An 18,265-nucleotide genomic window follows, 5' to 3' on the forward strand; every position below is an offset into this window, starting at 1 on the left:
TATACATTGAGCATTAGCGCATATATTTATATTTAAGGAAAAACCAAGATGACTGGTGCTACGAATGATAAAACAGCAAAAGTAGAGATATATGAAAGCGCTGATGGGAAGGCGCAGATAGAGATACGCTTAGAACACGACACACTATGGCTCTCACAAGCCCAATTGGCGACGCTGTTTGAAAAAGACTCGGATACCATAGGATTACATCTAAAAAATATTTATAAAGAAGGTGAGTTAGACCCAGAAGCAACTACCGAGCAATCCTCGGTAGTTCGTCAAGAGGGAAATCGGCAGGTTCGACGTAACATTCGCTTTTACAATCTAGATGCTATTATTTCTGTGGGTTATCGGGTTAATTCTAAAAAAGGTACTCAGTTCCGTATATGGGCAACCCAGCGTCTACGTGAATACTTGGTTCAAGGCTATACACTCAATCAAGAGCGCTTTGATAAAAACTCAAGCGAACTACAACAAGCATTAAATTTAATTAGGAAAACCGCGCAAAGTCCCGAGCTTAAAACCGATGAAGGACGCGGCTTGGTTGAAATTATCAGCCGTTATACACAGACGTTCTTATGGTTACAGCGTTATGATGAAGGCTTGCTTGATAATCCTTCAGGGGAGGATGGCGGTATCTTACCCAGTCCGACTGAGGCGATGGCAGCGCTGACGGATTTAAAAGCGCAGCTGATAAATAGAGGCGAGGCGACTGAGCTATTTGCTAAGCCTCGCGGTGATGGTTTGGACAGTGTGTTGGGTAATTTACAGCAAACCGTCTTTGGCGAGCCTGCATACCCGACCATCGAGAGTAAAGCGGCGCATCTGCTGTACTTTATGGTCAAAAATCATCCTTTTACCGATGGTAATAAACGTAGCGGCGCTTTTTTGTTTGTAGATTTTCTGCATCGTAATAATCGACTGCTCAATGATAAAGGTGACATGGTTATTAATAACACGGGGCTTGCCGCACTAACCTTATTGGTCGCTGAATCTGACCCCAACCAAAAAGAAACCTTGATTAAATTAATTATGAATATGCTGTCGTTAGAATCTTGATAAATAGGCTTATTGTCAGCATTATTTAACATCATAAAACGCATAACGCTAATAATAAAAAGCACAGTCCAACGATAAAATTAAAGGAAATTCAATATGTTTAGCATGATAAAAGACTGGCGCGAGCAGCGCATACTGGACAATAGCGAGTTTACCCATGCTGACTGGATGCAAGCAGCTCAGCGTATTGTCATACTTGATAGGTTAAATAAGGACGAGCTAACACACTTGTTTGAGCTGGCGATGCTGTTTTTGGCGGATAAGTCGATTACTGGCGCGCAGGGTTTCGAGATTACCAATGCGGTGCGGCAATCTATCGCCTTACAAGCTTGCCTGCCTATCTTAAACCTTAGCCTTGAATGGTATGCTGGCTGGTCAGCCATTATCATTTATCCTGGTTCCTATAAGAGTGAAACTACCACTGTCGATGAGCTGGGCATTGTCCATGAAGGTAGTCAGCACCGTAGCGGAGAAGCGTGGCAGCGCGGGCCGGTCATATTGTCATGGAAGGATGCCAAGCACTCAGGCGAACGTGATGGTCACAATGTCGTCATTCACGAGTTTGTGCATAAGCTCGATATGCTTAATGGCCGTGCTAATGGCTTTCCACCGCTACAAGCGGATATGAATCCTGCGCGCTGGACTGAAATTATGACACGAGATTTTGAGGATTTTCAAAGCCATCATAAATCAGGTCTTGATCGTTATGGCGCGACTAATCCAGCGGAGTTTTTTGCAGTGCTCAGTGAGGTATTTTTTGAGACGCCGCAAAAGCTGGTCGATGCTTACCCTGATATTTACGACATAATGGTGAAGTTTTTTCACCAAACACCACTTTAATCAAAATCATTAATAGTCACTATTAAGGATTGATAATGAATATATAGACATGAAAAAGCAATGAAAAAGGGCAGTGTGTTGATTTAATAACACTGCCCTTTTTTTTGGCTTATTTTTCCTTTAAGTCTATGTTTTTATAGATAAAAACTATTTAAGTTGTCCATTGCTCATTCACAATAGCGACCAAATAACGTTTACCTTGATATTCTTCAAACACTAAACGCATGATGCGCCAATCCATACCAGCGTATTCCTCCGAGCCTTTATGATAAAACTCGACAACCTCTGAATTGGGATAAATTTTCTTCAGGTTATTAATCATATTCCCACTGTGTTGGAACTCATTAATACTGATACTGGCATTGTTAAATTTGCTAGCATCAATCCACGTGTCTAAATATCTAGGTAGTGGCGTGACGAGTAGATCGCCCGTACCGTCTTTTTCACCCCAAGTAAAACGAATTTTAGACTGTTGCAAATATTGGGCGAATTGTGCACGGCTAAAGACTTTATCTGTCTCAGGACGCACATAGGCATACATCGAAAAACGGACGCCACGGGTTGGATGAATATCATTGGTGATGCGAGCGAAGTCTTTATTTACAAGCGCGCGCTGAATACGTAAGGCTTGCTGCTTAAGGGTTTGCTGACTGATATCGGAGACAACGGGCGTTGATGAATGGCCGTTAGATTGATTTGGAGTGGCTATATTGGATTCAGCAGAAGATTGACAGCCAGTTGCTGCTAGCGCCAAAGCCAATGCGCCGCCAACGGTTAATTTAGATGAACGGTCTTTGAAGGTAGATAATAGGGTCATAAAGTATCCTTGTCGCAGTGGTTATCGAAATATACGTTACTGTGAATATAATTAGCAAATTTCACAAGATTACTGAGCAAAAAGTTATTATTTAAAAGTTATTAAGTAATAGATCGTTTTTAGTAGATAAACCGGAATGATACGATAATACAGCAGAGTCATAATATGGTTATGATGTAATGGTTTATAACACTTATATCATTGAAGCTCGTAGAGAACGCCATGCCAACACATTATTCACTGACGCTGCTAGCTATGGGACTAATAGCAACCAATTCTGCTATAGCTGATATAGCAGAGTCAACTCAGACTTATGCAGCCATAAAAATAGCGACCATTAGCAACATGTATCAGCAAGACGTCAGTAATCAAGGCATGGATAATCCGGTCGTATTGCAACAGTATGCCGACCCAGATCTACAAGCCGCGATGCAGATTGAGCAAGACTATTTTGATAGAGAGCAAATATCTTGTCATGTTGATTATGATGTATTGTGGGATTCGCAAGATCCTGATTATACCCAAGACAAACAGTTTTCGATGACTGACCAAGGATTGGTGCAAGTGAGTTTGGCACATGGCAGCAATGTTTATTATGAGTTGTCATGTAATGGTACCGATGACGATGCTGATTGCCGAGTGGCAGATGTGATTTTAGATGAAGATGGCAAGTCTTTGCGCAAGCATTTACTAGAAACCTGTCGCTAGCCAATGCTGAGTATTACTTTTATTAATACCTAAATATAAAAAGTTATAAACCCTAAATAAAAATCACAGAAACAATCATGAGAGCTTATAAATGACACTGTATAAAACTATGAGCCTAACTTCTAAAGCCATTGGTTTGTTTTCGCATAATGTATATTATGTTAAATAAGCAGTACCTGATAGTAAATTCATGGGGTTATGTTTATATCATAAACAACTAGTCAGCTTAGTTAATAACCGTTTCACATGTATTGCAATCATCACTATGGTAAACCTTAACTAAATCTTCTTTATCACTCATAGAAGCTTTAAAGCTAAACTGTTTGATGATTTTGTTCTATGTGTCACCATCATACTGGCTACATCTGCCAGAATATCTAATCAGTACTTTATCCAATTCCTAATTACTAATCATCACCCAATAGCCAATTTCGCTATCATTTTTCAATTGTTAGCATCTTAATCATCTGGCTCTTTGGTACGAATGCTCTTGCAATACGTTAGGCATATAAAGATATCACTACCTATAGATTATTAGCTTAGCTCAAAAATCATAAATCTTTTTGATATCTGTTACTTCATATCAATTCTAATAGCGCAGGTATGATCTTACAATGCTCCTACTTAGCCTGTCTGCAAGTCTGGTTTGGAACTACCTTATAGTGGCGAATATCATGACCAACTAAGCTGTAATACTTTTTGTTTTAAGTTATCAAAAACCCCTCACTATTCGTAATATAATTTCATCTAAAGCACTAATTTGACAACCGCCAAATTTGCACAGAACAGTACTATGCCCATAATTTTTATATTCTGTGCACGTACAGGAGCATGGTTTTTTTCAAAAATATGCTCAATCAAATGCTAGGCAAAGCATCCATCTTATATTAACTCCAATTATTTGACCAAAATAACCAGTAATAATAACCTACAGCTCAATAAACGCATAGCCTACTCCTCCTTCAGTCGTTATACTACAATCATCCCCAAGTGAAGTTTGGGGATGATTCTACTTTACAACCTTCCATTTAAAGGGTTTTGTAAACTCACTAATGAATAACAGTGTCCATGTTAGTGTCCAATAGCTATCTACGTTTCCCAGAAGACGCTTCTCAGGATTTATAAAACGTGCGCAAAGATTGCTCTAAATCTAAGTATAGAGATAATAGATTAACATTCACAATTTACCTAGCTTATAAAGCTGACGGATGTACATCATGGCTGTCGATAATTTAAATGATATCAATAAACTTGAATGCCGAGATAAAGATTACTCGGTCAGTGTCTCAGGTATCGCGGGTTTAAGTATTCGTATTTATCCAAATGGTAAAAAGGAATACTACTTACGGTACGCTCATCCCCATATCGATGGTAAGCGCCCTAGAATGATGCTAGGTAAGGTCGAAGATATCAGTCTATATGAAGCTAAGTATAAAGCAGAAACTATACTTAGCATGGTCGCACAAGGCTCCGACCCTAAAGCCATTCATAAAAAAGAGCAAGTCAATAAGTATGCTCATCTAAAGAACGCCACATTTTCTGAAATCACACAAGCGTGGCGAGATCACAAAACGTCAAGTCGTCACCATAGTAAATCTAGAAAGCGCGCGTTTAGTGACTCAACCCTTAAATTTTGGGATTTGTGTCTAGGATACATGTGCCAAGAAATTGGCGACTTAAGAATGAATGATATCACGAGCGAGATGATATTGAGTGTATGTGAGGCGATTCAAAACAATGAAAATCAAGCAACCTTCGTTGGTGCCAGCACTCGGCTTTATACTGAAAAAGTCTTCTCATTTGCTGTCGCAAGAGGATTATGCGATAGAAATGTAGCTATTGATACACGTGGCGAGCTCGCACCTGCCAGTTCAGGCAACCACTTACCAGCCATTACCAAGCCTGATCAGTTTGCTACCCTCCTGAACGATATGTCCCATTTCAAAGGTGCAAGTAAAACCACATTAGAAGCGATGAATTTACTACCGTATGTCTTTGTGCGTAGTATCGATTTGCGGTCTATGCGTTGGCAAGATATAGATTGGGATAATAAGCTATGGGAGTTTTCTCCTACTAAAGGCGAAGGTCGTGATGACATGGTATCTCATTTAGTTGTACCACTAGCCACTCAAGTAATTGAGCGCTTACGAAAAATACAAGCAATCACAGGTCACAAAGAACATGTATTTGCATCGATACGTGTCTCAAGCAATCCTTATATTAGCAAAGCAACACTAGTACAAATATTTCATAGGCTTGGCTACAAAGATGTGCAATGCGCTCATGGCTTTCGAGCATCAGCTAAAACCTTACTTATGGAGCAACCTGAGTTGCGTTATTCAGATATCGTGACCGAGCTGCAATTAGGACATCGAATAAAGGATACGCATGGCGGCGCTTATAACCGATTAGATGAAATTGATACTCGAATACTGATGATGCAAGATTGGGCTGATTATATAGATAAGCTCCGGGGTTCAACGTAATACTTACTTTACGTTAATAATATACCTATTAGCATTCACAATGCACAATAAGCCCTTTGCATAGCATCTCATTCCCAGTCATCACATAACAACCAAAACACCCTAACATTCTATTGTTGGTAGCCTAGATATTGGAATTTCTGCAACCTCGCGCTTGTGATCAACGACCAATCTGACGGCTTCTAATCTCCGGTATCTTATCTGCATGAGCTCACTTCATGTACTGACAAACTCTATAGCCTCAGTTTAATTATCCAGTTTTACCAAACAGTCAGAATTAATATCAGCAATCGTTTTGGCACCAGTCAAGGTCATTGCGACGCGTATTTCTTTATCTAGCAGTTCTAACAAATTGCTTACCCCTGCACCGCCATCCGCTGCTAAAGCATAAATAAAAGCGCGCCCTAGCATGCAAATATCAGCGCCCAAAGCCAACATACGCACAATATCTAAGCCATTACGTATGCCAGAGTCGGCTAAAATTTTAATCTCTCCTTTAACCGCATCGGCAATAGGAGGCAGCGCCCGTGCACTGGATAAAACACCGTCCAGTTGTCGCCCACCATGATTGGATACGACTATGCCGTCTGCCCCAAAACGCACCGCATCTTTGGCATCTTCTGGGTCCAAAATACCTTTGATGACCATAGGCCCATCCCAGTACTCGCGAATCCAATCTAAATCTTTCCAAGAAATAGAGGGGTCAAAGTTATTACCTAGCCAGCCTATATAGTCTTCCAATCCTGTTGTCTTGCCTAAATAAGTAGAGATATTACCCAGATCGTGCGGACGGCCATTCAGTCCTACATCCCATGCCCATTGCGGATGCATCACAGACTGGAAGTAACGGCGCATAGCGGCATTTTTACCGCTCATACCAGAGTGCATATCTCGGTAGCGTGCCCCTGGTACCGGCATATCCACCGTGAAAACCAAGGTCGAACACCCCGCCGCTTTGGCACGCTCCAAGGCATTTTTCATAAAACCTCGGTCCTTTAATACGTAAAGCTGAAACCACATTGGACGGTTAATTTTAGGCACTACTTCCTCAATCGGACAAACCGAAACTGTCGACATGGTAAACGGAATGCCTTTTTGATCGGCTGCCATAGCGGCCTGCACTTCTCCGCGGCGGGCATACATACCTGTCAGACCTACGGGTGACAACGCGACAGGCATAGACAGAGTTTCATTAAATAACTGCGTCTCGAGACTAAGCTGTGACATATCATTCAGTACACGTTGTCTAAGGGCAATTTTTGATAAATCTTCAACATTATGTTTTAAGGTATATTCCTCATAAGCACCGCCATCTATATAATGAAATAGAAATGGTGGCAGTCGGCGCTTGGCAGCAGCCCTGTAGTCGTTTGGAGATGAAATAATCATACGCTTGCCCTTATTCTGTTAGATATCTATGTAATATTTTTGAATCTCTAATTATTTATTGATTAGTGCTAAACGATGGATGCAATTGGCTTGTTTTTGAAGCAGCAAGCTTAGCCCAAACTGCCTATTACAAACAGCACGAGCAGTTACGTTTGGTTTTTGACATTTTACCGATGCCGGGATTAAAGCTATTGGTTGGGTCTAGACTTTTATAGAAATTCTGCAAATCAGGCTCTGCTTCGTATAGATGACCGACATTATGCTCAGCAGGATATTTGGCTCCGCGTGCGCTCAATAGCTCTAACATCATCTTTTTAACAAGCTTGGCATCACTGCCCTTCTTTAATATATAGTCTTGATGAAACACATAACAAAAGAAATGTCCGTAATACAGCTTCTTTTCTAAGTGTTTTTCAATGTCTTCAGGCAAGCTTTCAAGCCACTCTAGCTCGTTACGTGGTATGGCAATATCCAGCGCTAATATCTCACCGACCTCTTTTTCATGTATAACTTCATAGCGTAATGCGGCACCGGCTGCGGCAAAACGATTTAAAAGCGCGCTTTCTGATTCTTCCTGACTACATTCAAAATAGTTACCCGTGTCCGACGCATCAAAAAACGTCTTCAGAAAATCTTGAGCCTCTGCTATACCTTCATCACTCATTTTTATGATGAGGTGATGCTCGTATTGATTACGGTACTCCATCATGCGCTTGGGCAAATGCTTTGGAAATAGAGTAGCGATAAACTGCATGACTTTGTCAGTGAAATGCTTTGGCATCCATGACCACTTATGAAATTTTGCATCCATAGCGCCTTTGATAGAGAACAGTCTAGGTAAAGCATTTGTACCGAGATGCTTGATACTCAAGAACGTGTCTTTACCGTATTTAGCGGAGACATCAAATATATCACGATGCATATACTCGCCCACTTCAGGGATATTGTCGAAGCGGGATAGTATCTGTCTTCTGAGCTGTGCAAGCTCACTCACACTGTTGGTGCCTATGTAGAAAGTTTGCTCTTTTGCCGCTATTGGATAAGTGTCAAGACGTACTGCAAATACGGCAAGCTTGCCAGCACAGCCGCTTGCTTCATACAGTCTGCGCTTGTCCGCATTAAAGCGACTGGGCGTGCTTGCATCAACATCTTTTACTCGGGCGATGTACTCTCTGTCAGATGCGAGCTTACCAGTGTCAGGTAATTCTCTTCTATCAAAATGACCGTTTTGCAAATTCGTTAATATTTCTTCAGGAGTATCACCCAACTTGACGTCTAGATGATTGACTAGCACCAGTTGACCGTGTTCATTTATTTGGGCAAACAATGCAAGCTCGGTGTAAGCAGGCCCTCTTTTAACCAGAGCTCCACCAGAGTTATTAGATATACCACCAATAATAGACGCACCTAACGTCGAGGAACCGATGACAGAGTGAGGCGCTCTATTGACAGCATTAAGCTGACTTTGCAACTGATGCAATGTCGCCCCAGACAAGCTAATCACTTGCTCGCCATCATTCACCAAATACAACTGGTTTATGGCAAGCGTATTAATCACCACAACGGGTCTATCGTAGTCATTACCGCTTGGTGTTGAGCCTTCAGTCAGGCCTGTTTTTGCCGCTTGCATAATGATAATACAGTCGCCTTCAACGCACACTTCTAGGCTACGCCAAATGTCCAGCAATGTTTGCGGAAACAAAACCGCTAAGGCACTGCCGCCACCAGAGCGCCACCCCATTCTATAGTGCTCATTTTTCTCTGGATCAGCTTGTACATTACTCGCGCCTAGCAAGTTGGTTAGTTTATCTAACACCTGATCAGGACTAAGCATGCCTTGAGAAGCTTGATTTGACGAAGATATATGACGCTCCTTATCTTGTAATGGTGTGTCACTCATGATGCCAAGGGACCTTGAAAACCAAAAATATAAATGGCGGCCATGACGATGATGCCACAGAACAACACATAGTATATGGTGGGTAAAATAGTACGCCTAAGTGTGGCGCCCTCCATACCAAGTAAACCCACCGTTGCTGATGCAGCCACCACGTTATGTATGGCAACCATATTACCGGCTGCGGCACCAACCGCTTGCGCTGCGATGATTAGAGAAGGTGAAATATGTAAGCTCATGGCGGCTTCATATTGGAATTGACTGAACATCATATTAGATACGGTATTAGAGCCTGCGATAAATGCACCTAAAGCACCAATGGTTGCACTAATCAATGGAAAAACATTGCCAAAAGTACCTGAAAACAACTCTGCACTGGCGACTGGCATACTCGCCACATCTGATAAGTTTATGCCTGAATTAATAAAAATTCTAACCATTGGAATCGTAAAGATAAGTACAAAACCTGCCCCTAACACAGTCTTACCTGATTCTTTAAAGGCACTGTTTAGTGCGCTGACGGGCTTTCTAGTTTGAAAAGCGGCGGCAACCAAAGCACTAATTAGTAACAAGCCGCCCGGTAAGTATAAAGGACTAAAACTGGCACTGATATCTGTCTCACCTAAAATCGAGGTTAGGTCTACTGCTACACTGTTAAGTAAAGACTGAAAGCCTGTAAATACTCTTGAAAACACCAGTAAAAGGGCAACCAATAAATAAGGGAACCACGCCATAAGGGTGGACATCTTCTTATCACTCAAGGTTAGCGTAATATCTTCTTTACTGACCACTAACTTACCAAGCCATTCACTCGGCCAGTTTTTTTGCGGTTCAAAATCCCATGTGGTTTTTGGTACCAAAAACCCTCTTTTAGCAGCATTAACAACGACAGTAATACTGACCAAGCCACCGACCAGTGACGGAAACTCTGGCCCTAAAAAAACACCGGTTATCATATAAGGGATTGTAAATGCCAAGCCTGCAAAAATTGCAAACGGCCAAATCGCAAAGCCTTCCCGCCAGCTTTTGCTTTTACCAAAGAAGCGAGTGAGCATCATCACCATAAAAAGTGGCATAAACGTACCAATGACACCGTGAATAATGGCGACTTGACTGGTAATCAGTTGTAAAAATTCGCCCCACTGTACTCCTTGTTGTGCCAGTTGAGCACTAATGGCAGCTTTATCTAACCCATCATTTACCCCTATCACAATAGGCGTACCGACCGCACCAAATGATACAGGTGTACTTTGTATCATCATTCCCATCAACACCGCACCCAGCGCCGGAAATCCTACTGCCACCAGCAAAGGCGCTGCAATAGCGGCAGCTGTACCAAAACCAGAGGCGCCCTCAAGAAAGCAACCAAAGCACCATGCAATAATAATGGCTTGCACACGCCTATCTGGCGATACATTAGTAAACCCAGCACGGATAACGGCGATTGCACCAGTATGTTTTAATGTATTCAACAAAAAAATAGCACCAAAGACTATCCACAATACCGAAACCGTAATGACCAAACCCTGAATAATAGATGATGACACTCGGTTAAGCGTCATATCCCATATAAAAATGGCAAGCGCAGCGGTAACCACTAAAATGATAGGCATTGTTTTTTTAGCTGACCATTGCAAACCTATCAGAAAAATACCACAGAGAACGATTGGCAGTAATGCCAAAAGCCCATATATTGTTTGATTCAAAATTACATCCTTTTGATTGTGTGATCTTCCTTGAACTAAGTCATCGAAGCCTTTATTTTGACGAATCTATGATGACTAAGTTGTATTAAATATTCACAAATAGGGACTGCTTATTTACTAAAGCTGTCTTGTAGACAAAGCCGAGCACGACTTGCGACAGTTTATGTCCCAATGTTAAAAATGCCCTGAAATAGTCTACGCCTTGTTAATTCATTGATATATTGCATCAATGGACAATGTTATTTTCCTTTTTTGCTATAATTAGAAACACATTACTAAAATTGGAGAACAAGTGTGACCAAAGCTGACGACATGATTTTATTCGTTCAAGTTGTCGAAGAAGGGTCATTCTCTAGAGTCGCTGAAAAATTATCATTGACGAACTCGGTAGTGAGCAAGCGCATTGCGAGATTAGAAGAGAACTTAAATATACAACTGCTTTATAGAACCACTAGAAAGTTGAGCTTAACCGATGCAGGCAGGGCGCTTTATAACAAAGCTAAAATTGCTAAATCCGCCTTTCAAGAAGCTGAAAATGCTGTCACGGGTTACGGCGAAGATATGAAAGGTCATATACGTATAACCATGCCTGTGGTCTCTGCGAATTTCATATTTAGCGAATCTATTGCCGAATTCTGTAAACAACACCCTGAAGTATCAGTAGAGTTACAAATTACCAATCGATTGGTTGACTTGATAGAGGAAGGATTTGATTTGGCACTAAGGACTGCTGTGCTTGAAGATTCTTCACTCATTGCAAGGCGCCTTATAGATAGCCAGTGGATTATATGCGCGACTCCAGCCTATTTAGAGCAACATGGTGCGCCTCAAACTCCTGAACAGTTACAAAATCATGAGTGCTTGGTTTATAAGTTTGATAATACGGCTAACAGTACATGGCCGCTATATATAGACGGCAAAGAGCAATTAATATCTGTCCCTGGTCGGTTTCATAGCAATCATCTGAGTGCAATTAAACAAGCCGCGCTTAGCGATTTAGGTATCGCTTTTTTACCACAAGTGTTGATCTATGAGGAGATACAGAAAAATACACTCACGCAGATTTTACAATGTTTTACCAGCAAGAAGCTGGGGCTATATGCGGTTTATCCTAAGGCCAGACAACCGGATCAAAAGTTAAAACTGCTCGTTGCACATTTACGAGACTCATTACATCAAAAACAGGCTTACTACTACTAAGTAATAAGCCTGTTTTTGATGTATATAAAAAAACTAATAAAGCGGTCTTAAAATTAAAGAGATAGTGAAGAGTTTTTTATGGGCAATAAAAACTGATTGATGAGCCAAATATAATTATCATATTAGCTACATTGGCAAGTTAGGTAATCAAGTCATAACACATTGCTGTTCTGAATATTAACTTGCTTGCGTATCTATTGTCGTATTATCTTCTTCATTTGCTAGCTCAGACTCAGTGTCAAACTTACGCTGAATCTCCTGATAAAAAGAATGGCCTGGGTTGGTTAATATATAAGCTTTTTTGCTAGGTACTTCAATCATAATATCTCGATGAACCAATAGTTTCATAACCACGTCTTGTAACGTCCGCTCACCTTTTGTGATGAGTTTGGACTTCTCCAATATCTCTTTAACATGAGGCATGTCTGCCATTTTCAAAAAATCATCTTCAGTCAAGCCACCACTTTTTGCATTGGTTAATTTACTGAGTTTAAATTTATGGTGATTAATATATTGACCAATAACAAGCAACATAGTCATCGCTTTCATTGCTAGTTCAGTTTTTGTGCCATCTAGCGTGCCTGTAGCAACGATGCAAATATACTCAGGATCATTTATTGGTGCAATAACCAGATGATAACCGCTCATTTTATACTGTTTAACGTATTCATCTTTATTGTCTATTATCTCAATAAATAATGGATTAACGGTGTCATCACCTGCATTATCAAGGAGATGTTTATTGAGCATCTTTCCATTCATTAAATGGCTATATATCTCTTTGCTTAATGTGTAATTTGCCATAATAGCGTGCTACCTGTCTATTTGAAGTAACGTTAGGATGTTTAAAGTGAGGCTTCTGCATAATCCCAAATGATATAATCAAGATAATAAACACCATCATCAATCCTATCACGATCGTTGCGGCGCTGAGACACACATGCGTCATCCAGTGCACTTAAAAAGTATTCGAGCGCATACAAAAAATCTATTATGCCTGCATTAGGCAATAACTCCTGTAGCTTCTGCCACACATAGCGTTGTACATTCTCAATCATATTATCCACTGCTATCTCATATAACGTTATACTCAATATTTGTTCGCAGCGTTCCTCTTCAATGTCAATCTCTAGTGGTAACGCACGTAAGGGATTATCCAGCTTTTGCTTCAACGGACGTCTGAGCATCATCTCATAATAATTATTAAAATGATCCAGTCCCCTACTTGGTGAATAGTTAAAACGTTTCTCGTACTTTTTTTTATGATCTTCTAAACCATCAAAGGTTGTGGCAAGCTTGAATACCTCGCTGTCCGCATTTAAGTATTTATTCTGATGGCGTCCATGCCTTAAAGGCACTAGCGATTCAACCAACACCCCAAAAGCGCGCTCCATACTCAAAAAGAACTCTCTTTCTTGTGCTAAATTCACCAAATAAGCGTTTAAACGACTGGCAATGGCTCTGATGTCTTTGTAATAACAGAAGATAGCGCCAACGCGAAACTGTAGTGTTCTCGCCTTGTCTACTTCCCCTATTTCTTCAAAATAATGCTCAAGATCTTTTAAGGTTTCTGATAGATTTTTAGTCCCTTTTAATTCAAGGCTTGGGTTAATAAACTCAAGGCAAGGCGTGATGTTACGATGATATACATGCTGCGCTCTATGAAATAACTCATCTAAACCCGTCTCTAATGAGCCCATTTCACGGCTTTTATACATATCTGCAATTTCATCGACACGGTAATCTAGGACTCGCATATTTTCAGAGATATCTACTTGAATGTCGCTAAGTTTTTCATAGAAAAAAGCATAAGTCTCTTTAAAGTTAATACCCTCAATGGGCAAAGTCGTCAACTCATTTGCCAGTCGAACGACGTCTTGTCGATGCGATTCAAAAGGTTGAGAATCTAATTGTTTTTTGCGAGAAATATCCAGCCATACTAAGATGTTATAAATGTCTTTTGATAGCGTTACCATATTGGTTAAACCATCAATATTAACGAATACATTCGCCTGCAATAATGCCTCGACACTTAAGATATCTTTTAAGGCATAGTCATCATCTTGATAAATAACTTGTTCGTAAAATTTCAGATACGCTGTCATAGGAAACTGTAACGCTGTCTCGTTGGCATTAATCACATCAACGAATCTAAAAAAATGGGATTTATGCTTTAATATACCTGCTAATATCGCTTCTCGATTAATGACCATGCACAACCCTCCCCTGACGGTTGATTTGGCTCGGCATAATATGGAAGATACAATCACGAGATTTGGGCTTGCCATCGAGCAAGCTTTTATCAACTCGAATGTAATTAGGGATATAGCGTAGGGTGTCTGCATGCAAGCCCGGATTGGCGCATATAATAGTGAATCCAGCATTGCTTACCTGTTCAACAATGGTCTTGATATTATCTTTGTCAATGGTGCCCACTTCATCCACAATAATAGGCATGCGTAAGCTACTGCCTTTTTGGAAAGCTTCACTAAACAGCAATGTGGCAATTAAGGCGGTAATGGTACTGGTCGTACCGCCTGATTGTGACTTTTGTTCGATTTCACCCGTCGCCTGCGTATACTCGTAGTCAATACTATCAATCAAATTACGCATTTTTAAACGTTGACTGTTTGAATGGCTAGTCTTTTCAACATAGTTAATAAGTGATTCATAAAAGCGCTCATCTAAAAGACTGGTTTGATTGGCATTGTGTTTAGCATAGGTACGTTCCAAATTGGCAAAATCAGGTGCTAAGTTAAGCTTAAGAGAGACTTGATGTAAGTTAGATATCTTATGCTCATTCAATTTTTTATTGAGGGAGCTAATCGTCGTACGTAGTAATCCAGCCGAATCTGTAATTTCTTTTAATAAGTTATCAATCACACTATTATGGGTTTTTATTTTGTCATGATAATTGCTTTTTTGAAATTCAAGCGTATCAAAGGAGTTTTTGTATTGCTGAATTACCTCTCCCAGACTATTGATACCTTCAATACGCTGGTGCGGATTAATGCCCTCTACCAAAACAACTTCTGTAAAATCTGACACTTTGCTGACAAGCCTATTAATACGCTCACTTAGCCCGCCTATGCTATTGGCGATTGTAGATGCCTCATTTAAATTAATCTCAATATCATTATTTTCTAAATATGATGTTATCTCAGGGTCGTCTTCCGCTAGATAAGGCAATCCCTGCGATTTTCTCACACCTGCCAGCAGACTTGTAATGCTTTCAGCCTCTTTACCGAAGCTAATAATGTCATCGAACTGCTCTACGATTTGATTGTACTTACTGTCTGTTGATGCTTTAGATTGATCTTTAATGGCTCGCAGGTCTTGAGCCTCTGCCAGCGCCTTTTCTTTTTGGCTTATTTGCTGTGTTTTATCCTCTATCTGACTTTTGATCAAAGATAACCCTTCAAGTAGCGTAATCTTGGCATCAAGCTCTACTATCTGCTCCTTAAGGGCTTGTTTTTTCCCCTCAGCAATCTTTTTACCTATGTCTGTATCAAACTGAGACAGTGCGCTGTTTAACTCTCCAATCTCTTGGCTCAATGTAGACGCTTCTTTCTTATCTTGTGTAATAGTTTTTTCAAACTGGGAGCGCTGTTTATCAGCATCATAAGGGTGATAAAATGTATTAGGTAAAGTGAACGATAAAAAGGACAAATGATTAGCATCATCAACCGTAAACAGCGCCGTAAAATCACTAATTTGACGTAGCGCTTCCTCCGTCAATGGGCTATTAGCGGTAATATTTAAAAAATCCTCATTAATACTGCCTAATATATGAGCGCTATGGGAGGGTAACTGATTGGCAAGTAACAAGTCATGATTATCAAGTCCGTTTTGAGCGGATTTTATTTTTTCCTCTAAGTCCTGTTTCTGCTTATTCTTTTGCTGAATTAAAATAACTGTATTTTCTTTAGCTTGCATGGCTTTAAAAGTTTCGTCATACCTATGACGTTGGATAGTCATTTCAGCAATAATATCTTGTGGGCTTTTGTGAGAAAATTGACCTAATATTTTCTCAGCTTTGATTTTCTGTTGCTGCAGCTGTGCTACTTCCTCTTTTAATGCTTTGTGCAGTGTACCCAATCTAGTAATCTCATTTGCAACTTGCTTTACTTCTTCTATGGCATGATTGCGTTCTCTCTCAATGTCTTCCTTTCTAGCACCAATAGCGATTTTATCTTGAGCATACTGCTGCTGCTTTAATTTAAATTCTCGTAAAAATGCCGTGTACTCTAAGACCGCATGTTTTGCATCCAGATGTAGAGCATCAAACTGCTTTTGAATAAATTCATAGTCGTCTTTATTCTCCGTTAAGCTTTTAATCTTTAAACTTTCTTCAAATAGCTGCGCGCGCTCTATCTTAAGGTCATGTACATTTTCGTTCAGCTTCTCTTTGTCTCGTCCCCGCTGCATCTCGATAATAGTCGCAATAGCATTGGGCAATTTCTTTTTCTCATCCTTACCAGCATCAAACGCTAATTCATAAACTTTGACAAAAGAGCGAATAGACGCCTCTTTTTGGTCTTTAATCGGCACCACACAAAAATGGCTGGTCTTAGATCCTCTATTACCATACATCACATTTTGTAATTCTTGCTTGGTGGTGAGGTGTAATCCACCCAGTTTTTTCTGTATCTCTATCAGGCTTTTAATACCTAACTCATCAGCAAAGTAATTGGTCTGCTCATTCCATATGAACGGCTTTATCTCTTCATAAGGCACAGGGAAGAACAAACGATGGTATTTATAATCTCCAACACGGTATAGCAGCATCGTAAATAAACCAGCGTGGTTCTTTACTTCTACGGCGATAAAAGATTCACTGATTGGAAAATAATGTTTGTAAGACTCTTCCTTGCTGTAGGGATCATTTGCTTTGTTCGTAAAGTTAAATTTGCTTTCACAGTTATTAAAATTGACCTCAGGGTATAAAATAAGCTTAGTCGCGGCGAGACTAGAGGTTTTGCCGCGGTTATTTTTACCAAGTAGTACTAAAGGCTCGTCGATGGGTATCTCTGAGTAAGCATGACTTGCGGAGTTAACTAAAACAATCTTATTAAGAGAATAGTTGAGTCTAAAGTCATCATTCAAATAGTCATCAATACCCTGTTCTAAGTCATTGTCGATCAATGGACTATCTTTATGATCCATAGTAGGGGCATTTATATTGTGAGCCGTAAGCTCATTAAAAGACAGGTGATGAGTATTAAAATCAGTAGCCATACAAATATGCCTCTTATTCTAAGATAGTATTATGTTTTTTAATAATGCGTATGCAGGGGAGCAGTGCTTGAGGCATATTCTCATCAAGGTTGTATACCTTTTGCATATATTCGGGCGAACATTTATCAATAACTTGCTTAAGGCGAGACTCGACATCATTTGGAATGACAAAGTGAATCTCCATGCTTGATGGCAAGTTATTAATCAGTGAGGTTGCCGTTTTAATGCCGCCCAAGTCAAGATCTAGACATAAATACAAGGTGTTATAAAGACTTAAAAATGGAAGGTGTAAGCTATTAGTAATCTCTGTCCCTGCACCAAAGATGACGTCAATGTCTTTACGCATATCCTCAGTAATTTGGTAGTGCTCGCTCAAAAACTTAAATGTTTTATCGCTATGAATAAACAGCTCTCTGTTTTCTAATATTAACGCAGACTTATTGGTTTTATATTTAGGAATCCTACCGTCGTCTTTGAATATCAGAACGTCAGGATTGTTTTGGTATTTTTGGATAAGGAGTAGTGAGCCATTCACTTTAAATGCATGGCTATTATTTTGCATTGCTCCTGAGACTCTATCTTCACCTTGACTGTCAGCATAATGATGTAAAAAAGCCAACTTTTCAGGGTCGATATAACTTAGGATGTAAGTATGTGCACCCTTTTTAATCGATTGTAGGTCAGACTCAGCAAATCCATCAAAGGATGAAATAGACGCTATTAATTTCTGAAAAGCTCTAAGATTAACAGCTTCACCAGCGTCTATTTTTTCCAAATAGTTTTTTAAGGTTTTCGCAGCCATATATCAAATCTTTTTTAAAAGTCATATTAAAAACAGGTAACCGCAGATCATGCAAGTAGTACAATGAAGGGAGCATCATACCTAACAGTTTAGTGGTCCGCTGACTATATCATATCAGCACAG

Annotated in this window: 13 protein-coding genes; 5 read left to right on the forward strand and 8 right to left on the reverse strand. The window is 40.0% G+C overall.

The features are described 5' to 3' along the window. The first annotated feature begins 48 nt into the window (after positions 1-48). Entirely contained in the window at positions 49-1,059 is a 1,011-nt protein-coding gene (gene rhuM / locus I3252_RS01085; RefSeq protein ID WP_238033937.1) for a RhuM family protein, read from the forward strand. 96 nt (positions 1,060-1,155) lie between these two features. Beyond that, positions 1,156-1,899: a M90 family metallopeptidase gene (locus I3252_RS01090; protein WP_238033938.1), complete on the forward strand. Its 744-nt coding sequence runs from the start codon at positions 1,156-1,158 to the stop codon at positions 1,897-1,899. A gap of 151 nt (positions 1,900-2,050) precedes the next feature. Here I3252_RS01090 and I3252_RS01095 read toward each other — a convergent pair whose 3' ends face one another. Next, complete coding sequence (locus I3252_RS01095) at positions 2,051-2,716, reverse strand: hypothetical protein (protein ID WP_238033939.1); 666 nt, start codon at positions 2,714-2,716, stop codon at positions 2,051-2,053. 222 nt (positions 2,717-2,938) lie between these two features. On the opposite strand from I3252_RS01095, the gene I3252_RS01100 reads away from it, so the two are divergent. Both I3252_RS01100 and I3252_RS01105 read left to right on the forward strand, forming a co-directional pair. Next, positions 2,939-3,424 carry a hypothetical protein gene (locus tag I3252_RS01100; RefSeq protein WP_238033940.1) on the forward strand — a complete coding sequence of 162 codons (486 nt, stop codon included), beginning with the start codon at positions 2,939-2,941 and terminating at the stop codon, positions 3,422-3,424. Between the two features lie 1,217 nt (positions 3,425-4,641). Further along, positions 4,642-5,910 (forward strand): integrase arm-type DNA-binding domain-containing protein, encoded by a 1,269-nt coding sequence (locus I3252_RS01105; protein WP_193836979.1) that lies wholly within the window; start codon positions 4,642-4,644, stop codon positions 5,908-5,910. Between the two features lie 246 nt (positions 5,911-6,156). Here the strand turns inward: I3252_RS01105 and lldD are convergent, their stop codons facing one another. The 3 genes from lldD to I3252_RS01120 all read right to left on the reverse strand — a co-directional run bounded on the left by lldD (position 6,157) and on the right by I3252_RS01120 (position 10,902). Beyond that, positions 6,157-7,299: an FMN-dependent L-lactate dehydrogenase LldD gene (gene lldD / locus I3252_RS01110; protein WP_193836978.1), complete on the reverse strand. Its 1,143-nt coding sequence runs from the start codon at positions 7,297-7,299 to the stop codon at positions 6,157-6,159. Positions 7,300-7,426: 127 nt separating this feature from the next. Further along, positions 7,427-9,133, reverse strand: a complete 1,707-nt coding sequence (gene dld / locus I3252_RS01115) for a D-lactate dehydrogenase (RefSeq protein WP_198329965.1) — start codon at positions 9,131-9,133, stop codon at positions 7,427-7,429. A 62-nt stretch (positions 9,134-9,195) separates the two neighbouring features. Then, entirely contained in the window at positions 9,196-10,902 is a 1,707-nt protein-coding gene (locus I3252_RS01120) for an L-lactate permease (RefSeq protein WP_238033941.1), read from the reverse strand. Positions 10,903-11,196: 294 nt separating this feature from the next. Between I3252_RS01120 and I3252_RS01125 the strand changes: the two genes are divergently transcribed. Then, positions 11,197-12,102 carry a LysR family transcriptional regulator gene (locus tag I3252_RS01125; RefSeq protein ID WP_201501268.1) on the forward strand — a complete coding sequence of 302 codons (906 nt, stop codon included), beginning with the start codon at positions 11,197-11,199 and terminating at the stop codon, positions 12,100-12,102. Between the two features lie 177 nt (positions 12,103-12,279). Here I3252_RS01125 and I3252_RS01130 read toward each other — a convergent pair whose 3' ends face one another. From I3252_RS01130 to I3252_RS01145, 4 genes are read right to left on the reverse strand one after another with little or no spacing between them, the layout of a single operon-like run. Then, positions 12,280-12,906, reverse strand: a complete 627-nt coding sequence (locus tag I3252_RS01130) for a hypothetical protein (RefSeq protein ID WP_193007399.1) — start codon at positions 12,904-12,906, stop codon at positions 12,280-12,282. A 41-nt stretch (positions 12,907-12,947) separates the two neighbouring features. After that, positions 12,948-14,315 (reverse strand): hypothetical protein, encoded by a 1,368-nt coding sequence (locus tag I3252_RS01135; protein ID WP_193007400.1) that lies wholly within the window; start codon positions 14,313-14,315, stop codon positions 12,948-12,950. Then, entirely contained in the window at positions 14,305-17,340 is a 3,036-nt protein-coding gene (locus I3252_RS01140) for a hypothetical protein (protein WP_238033942.1), read from the reverse strand. Before I3252_RS01140 ends, I3252_RS01135 begins: the two co-directional genes overlap by 11 nt. Before the next feature lie 13 nt (positions 17,341-17,353). After that, the gene (locus tag I3252_RS01145) at positions 17,354-18,142 is read right to left on the reverse strand and encodes a hypothetical protein (RefSeq protein ID WP_238033943.1); all 789 of its coding nucleotides are present in this window, start codon (positions 18,140-18,142) and stop codon (positions 17,354-17,356) included. Positions 18,143-18,265: the final 123 nt, after the last annotated feature.

It is taken from the genome of Psychrobacter sp. Ps4 (genome assembly GCF_022129285.1).
Taxonomy (GTDB): Bacteria; Pseudomonadota; Gammaproteobacteria; order Pseudomonadales; family Moraxellaceae; genus Psychrobacter; species Psychrobacter immobilis_A.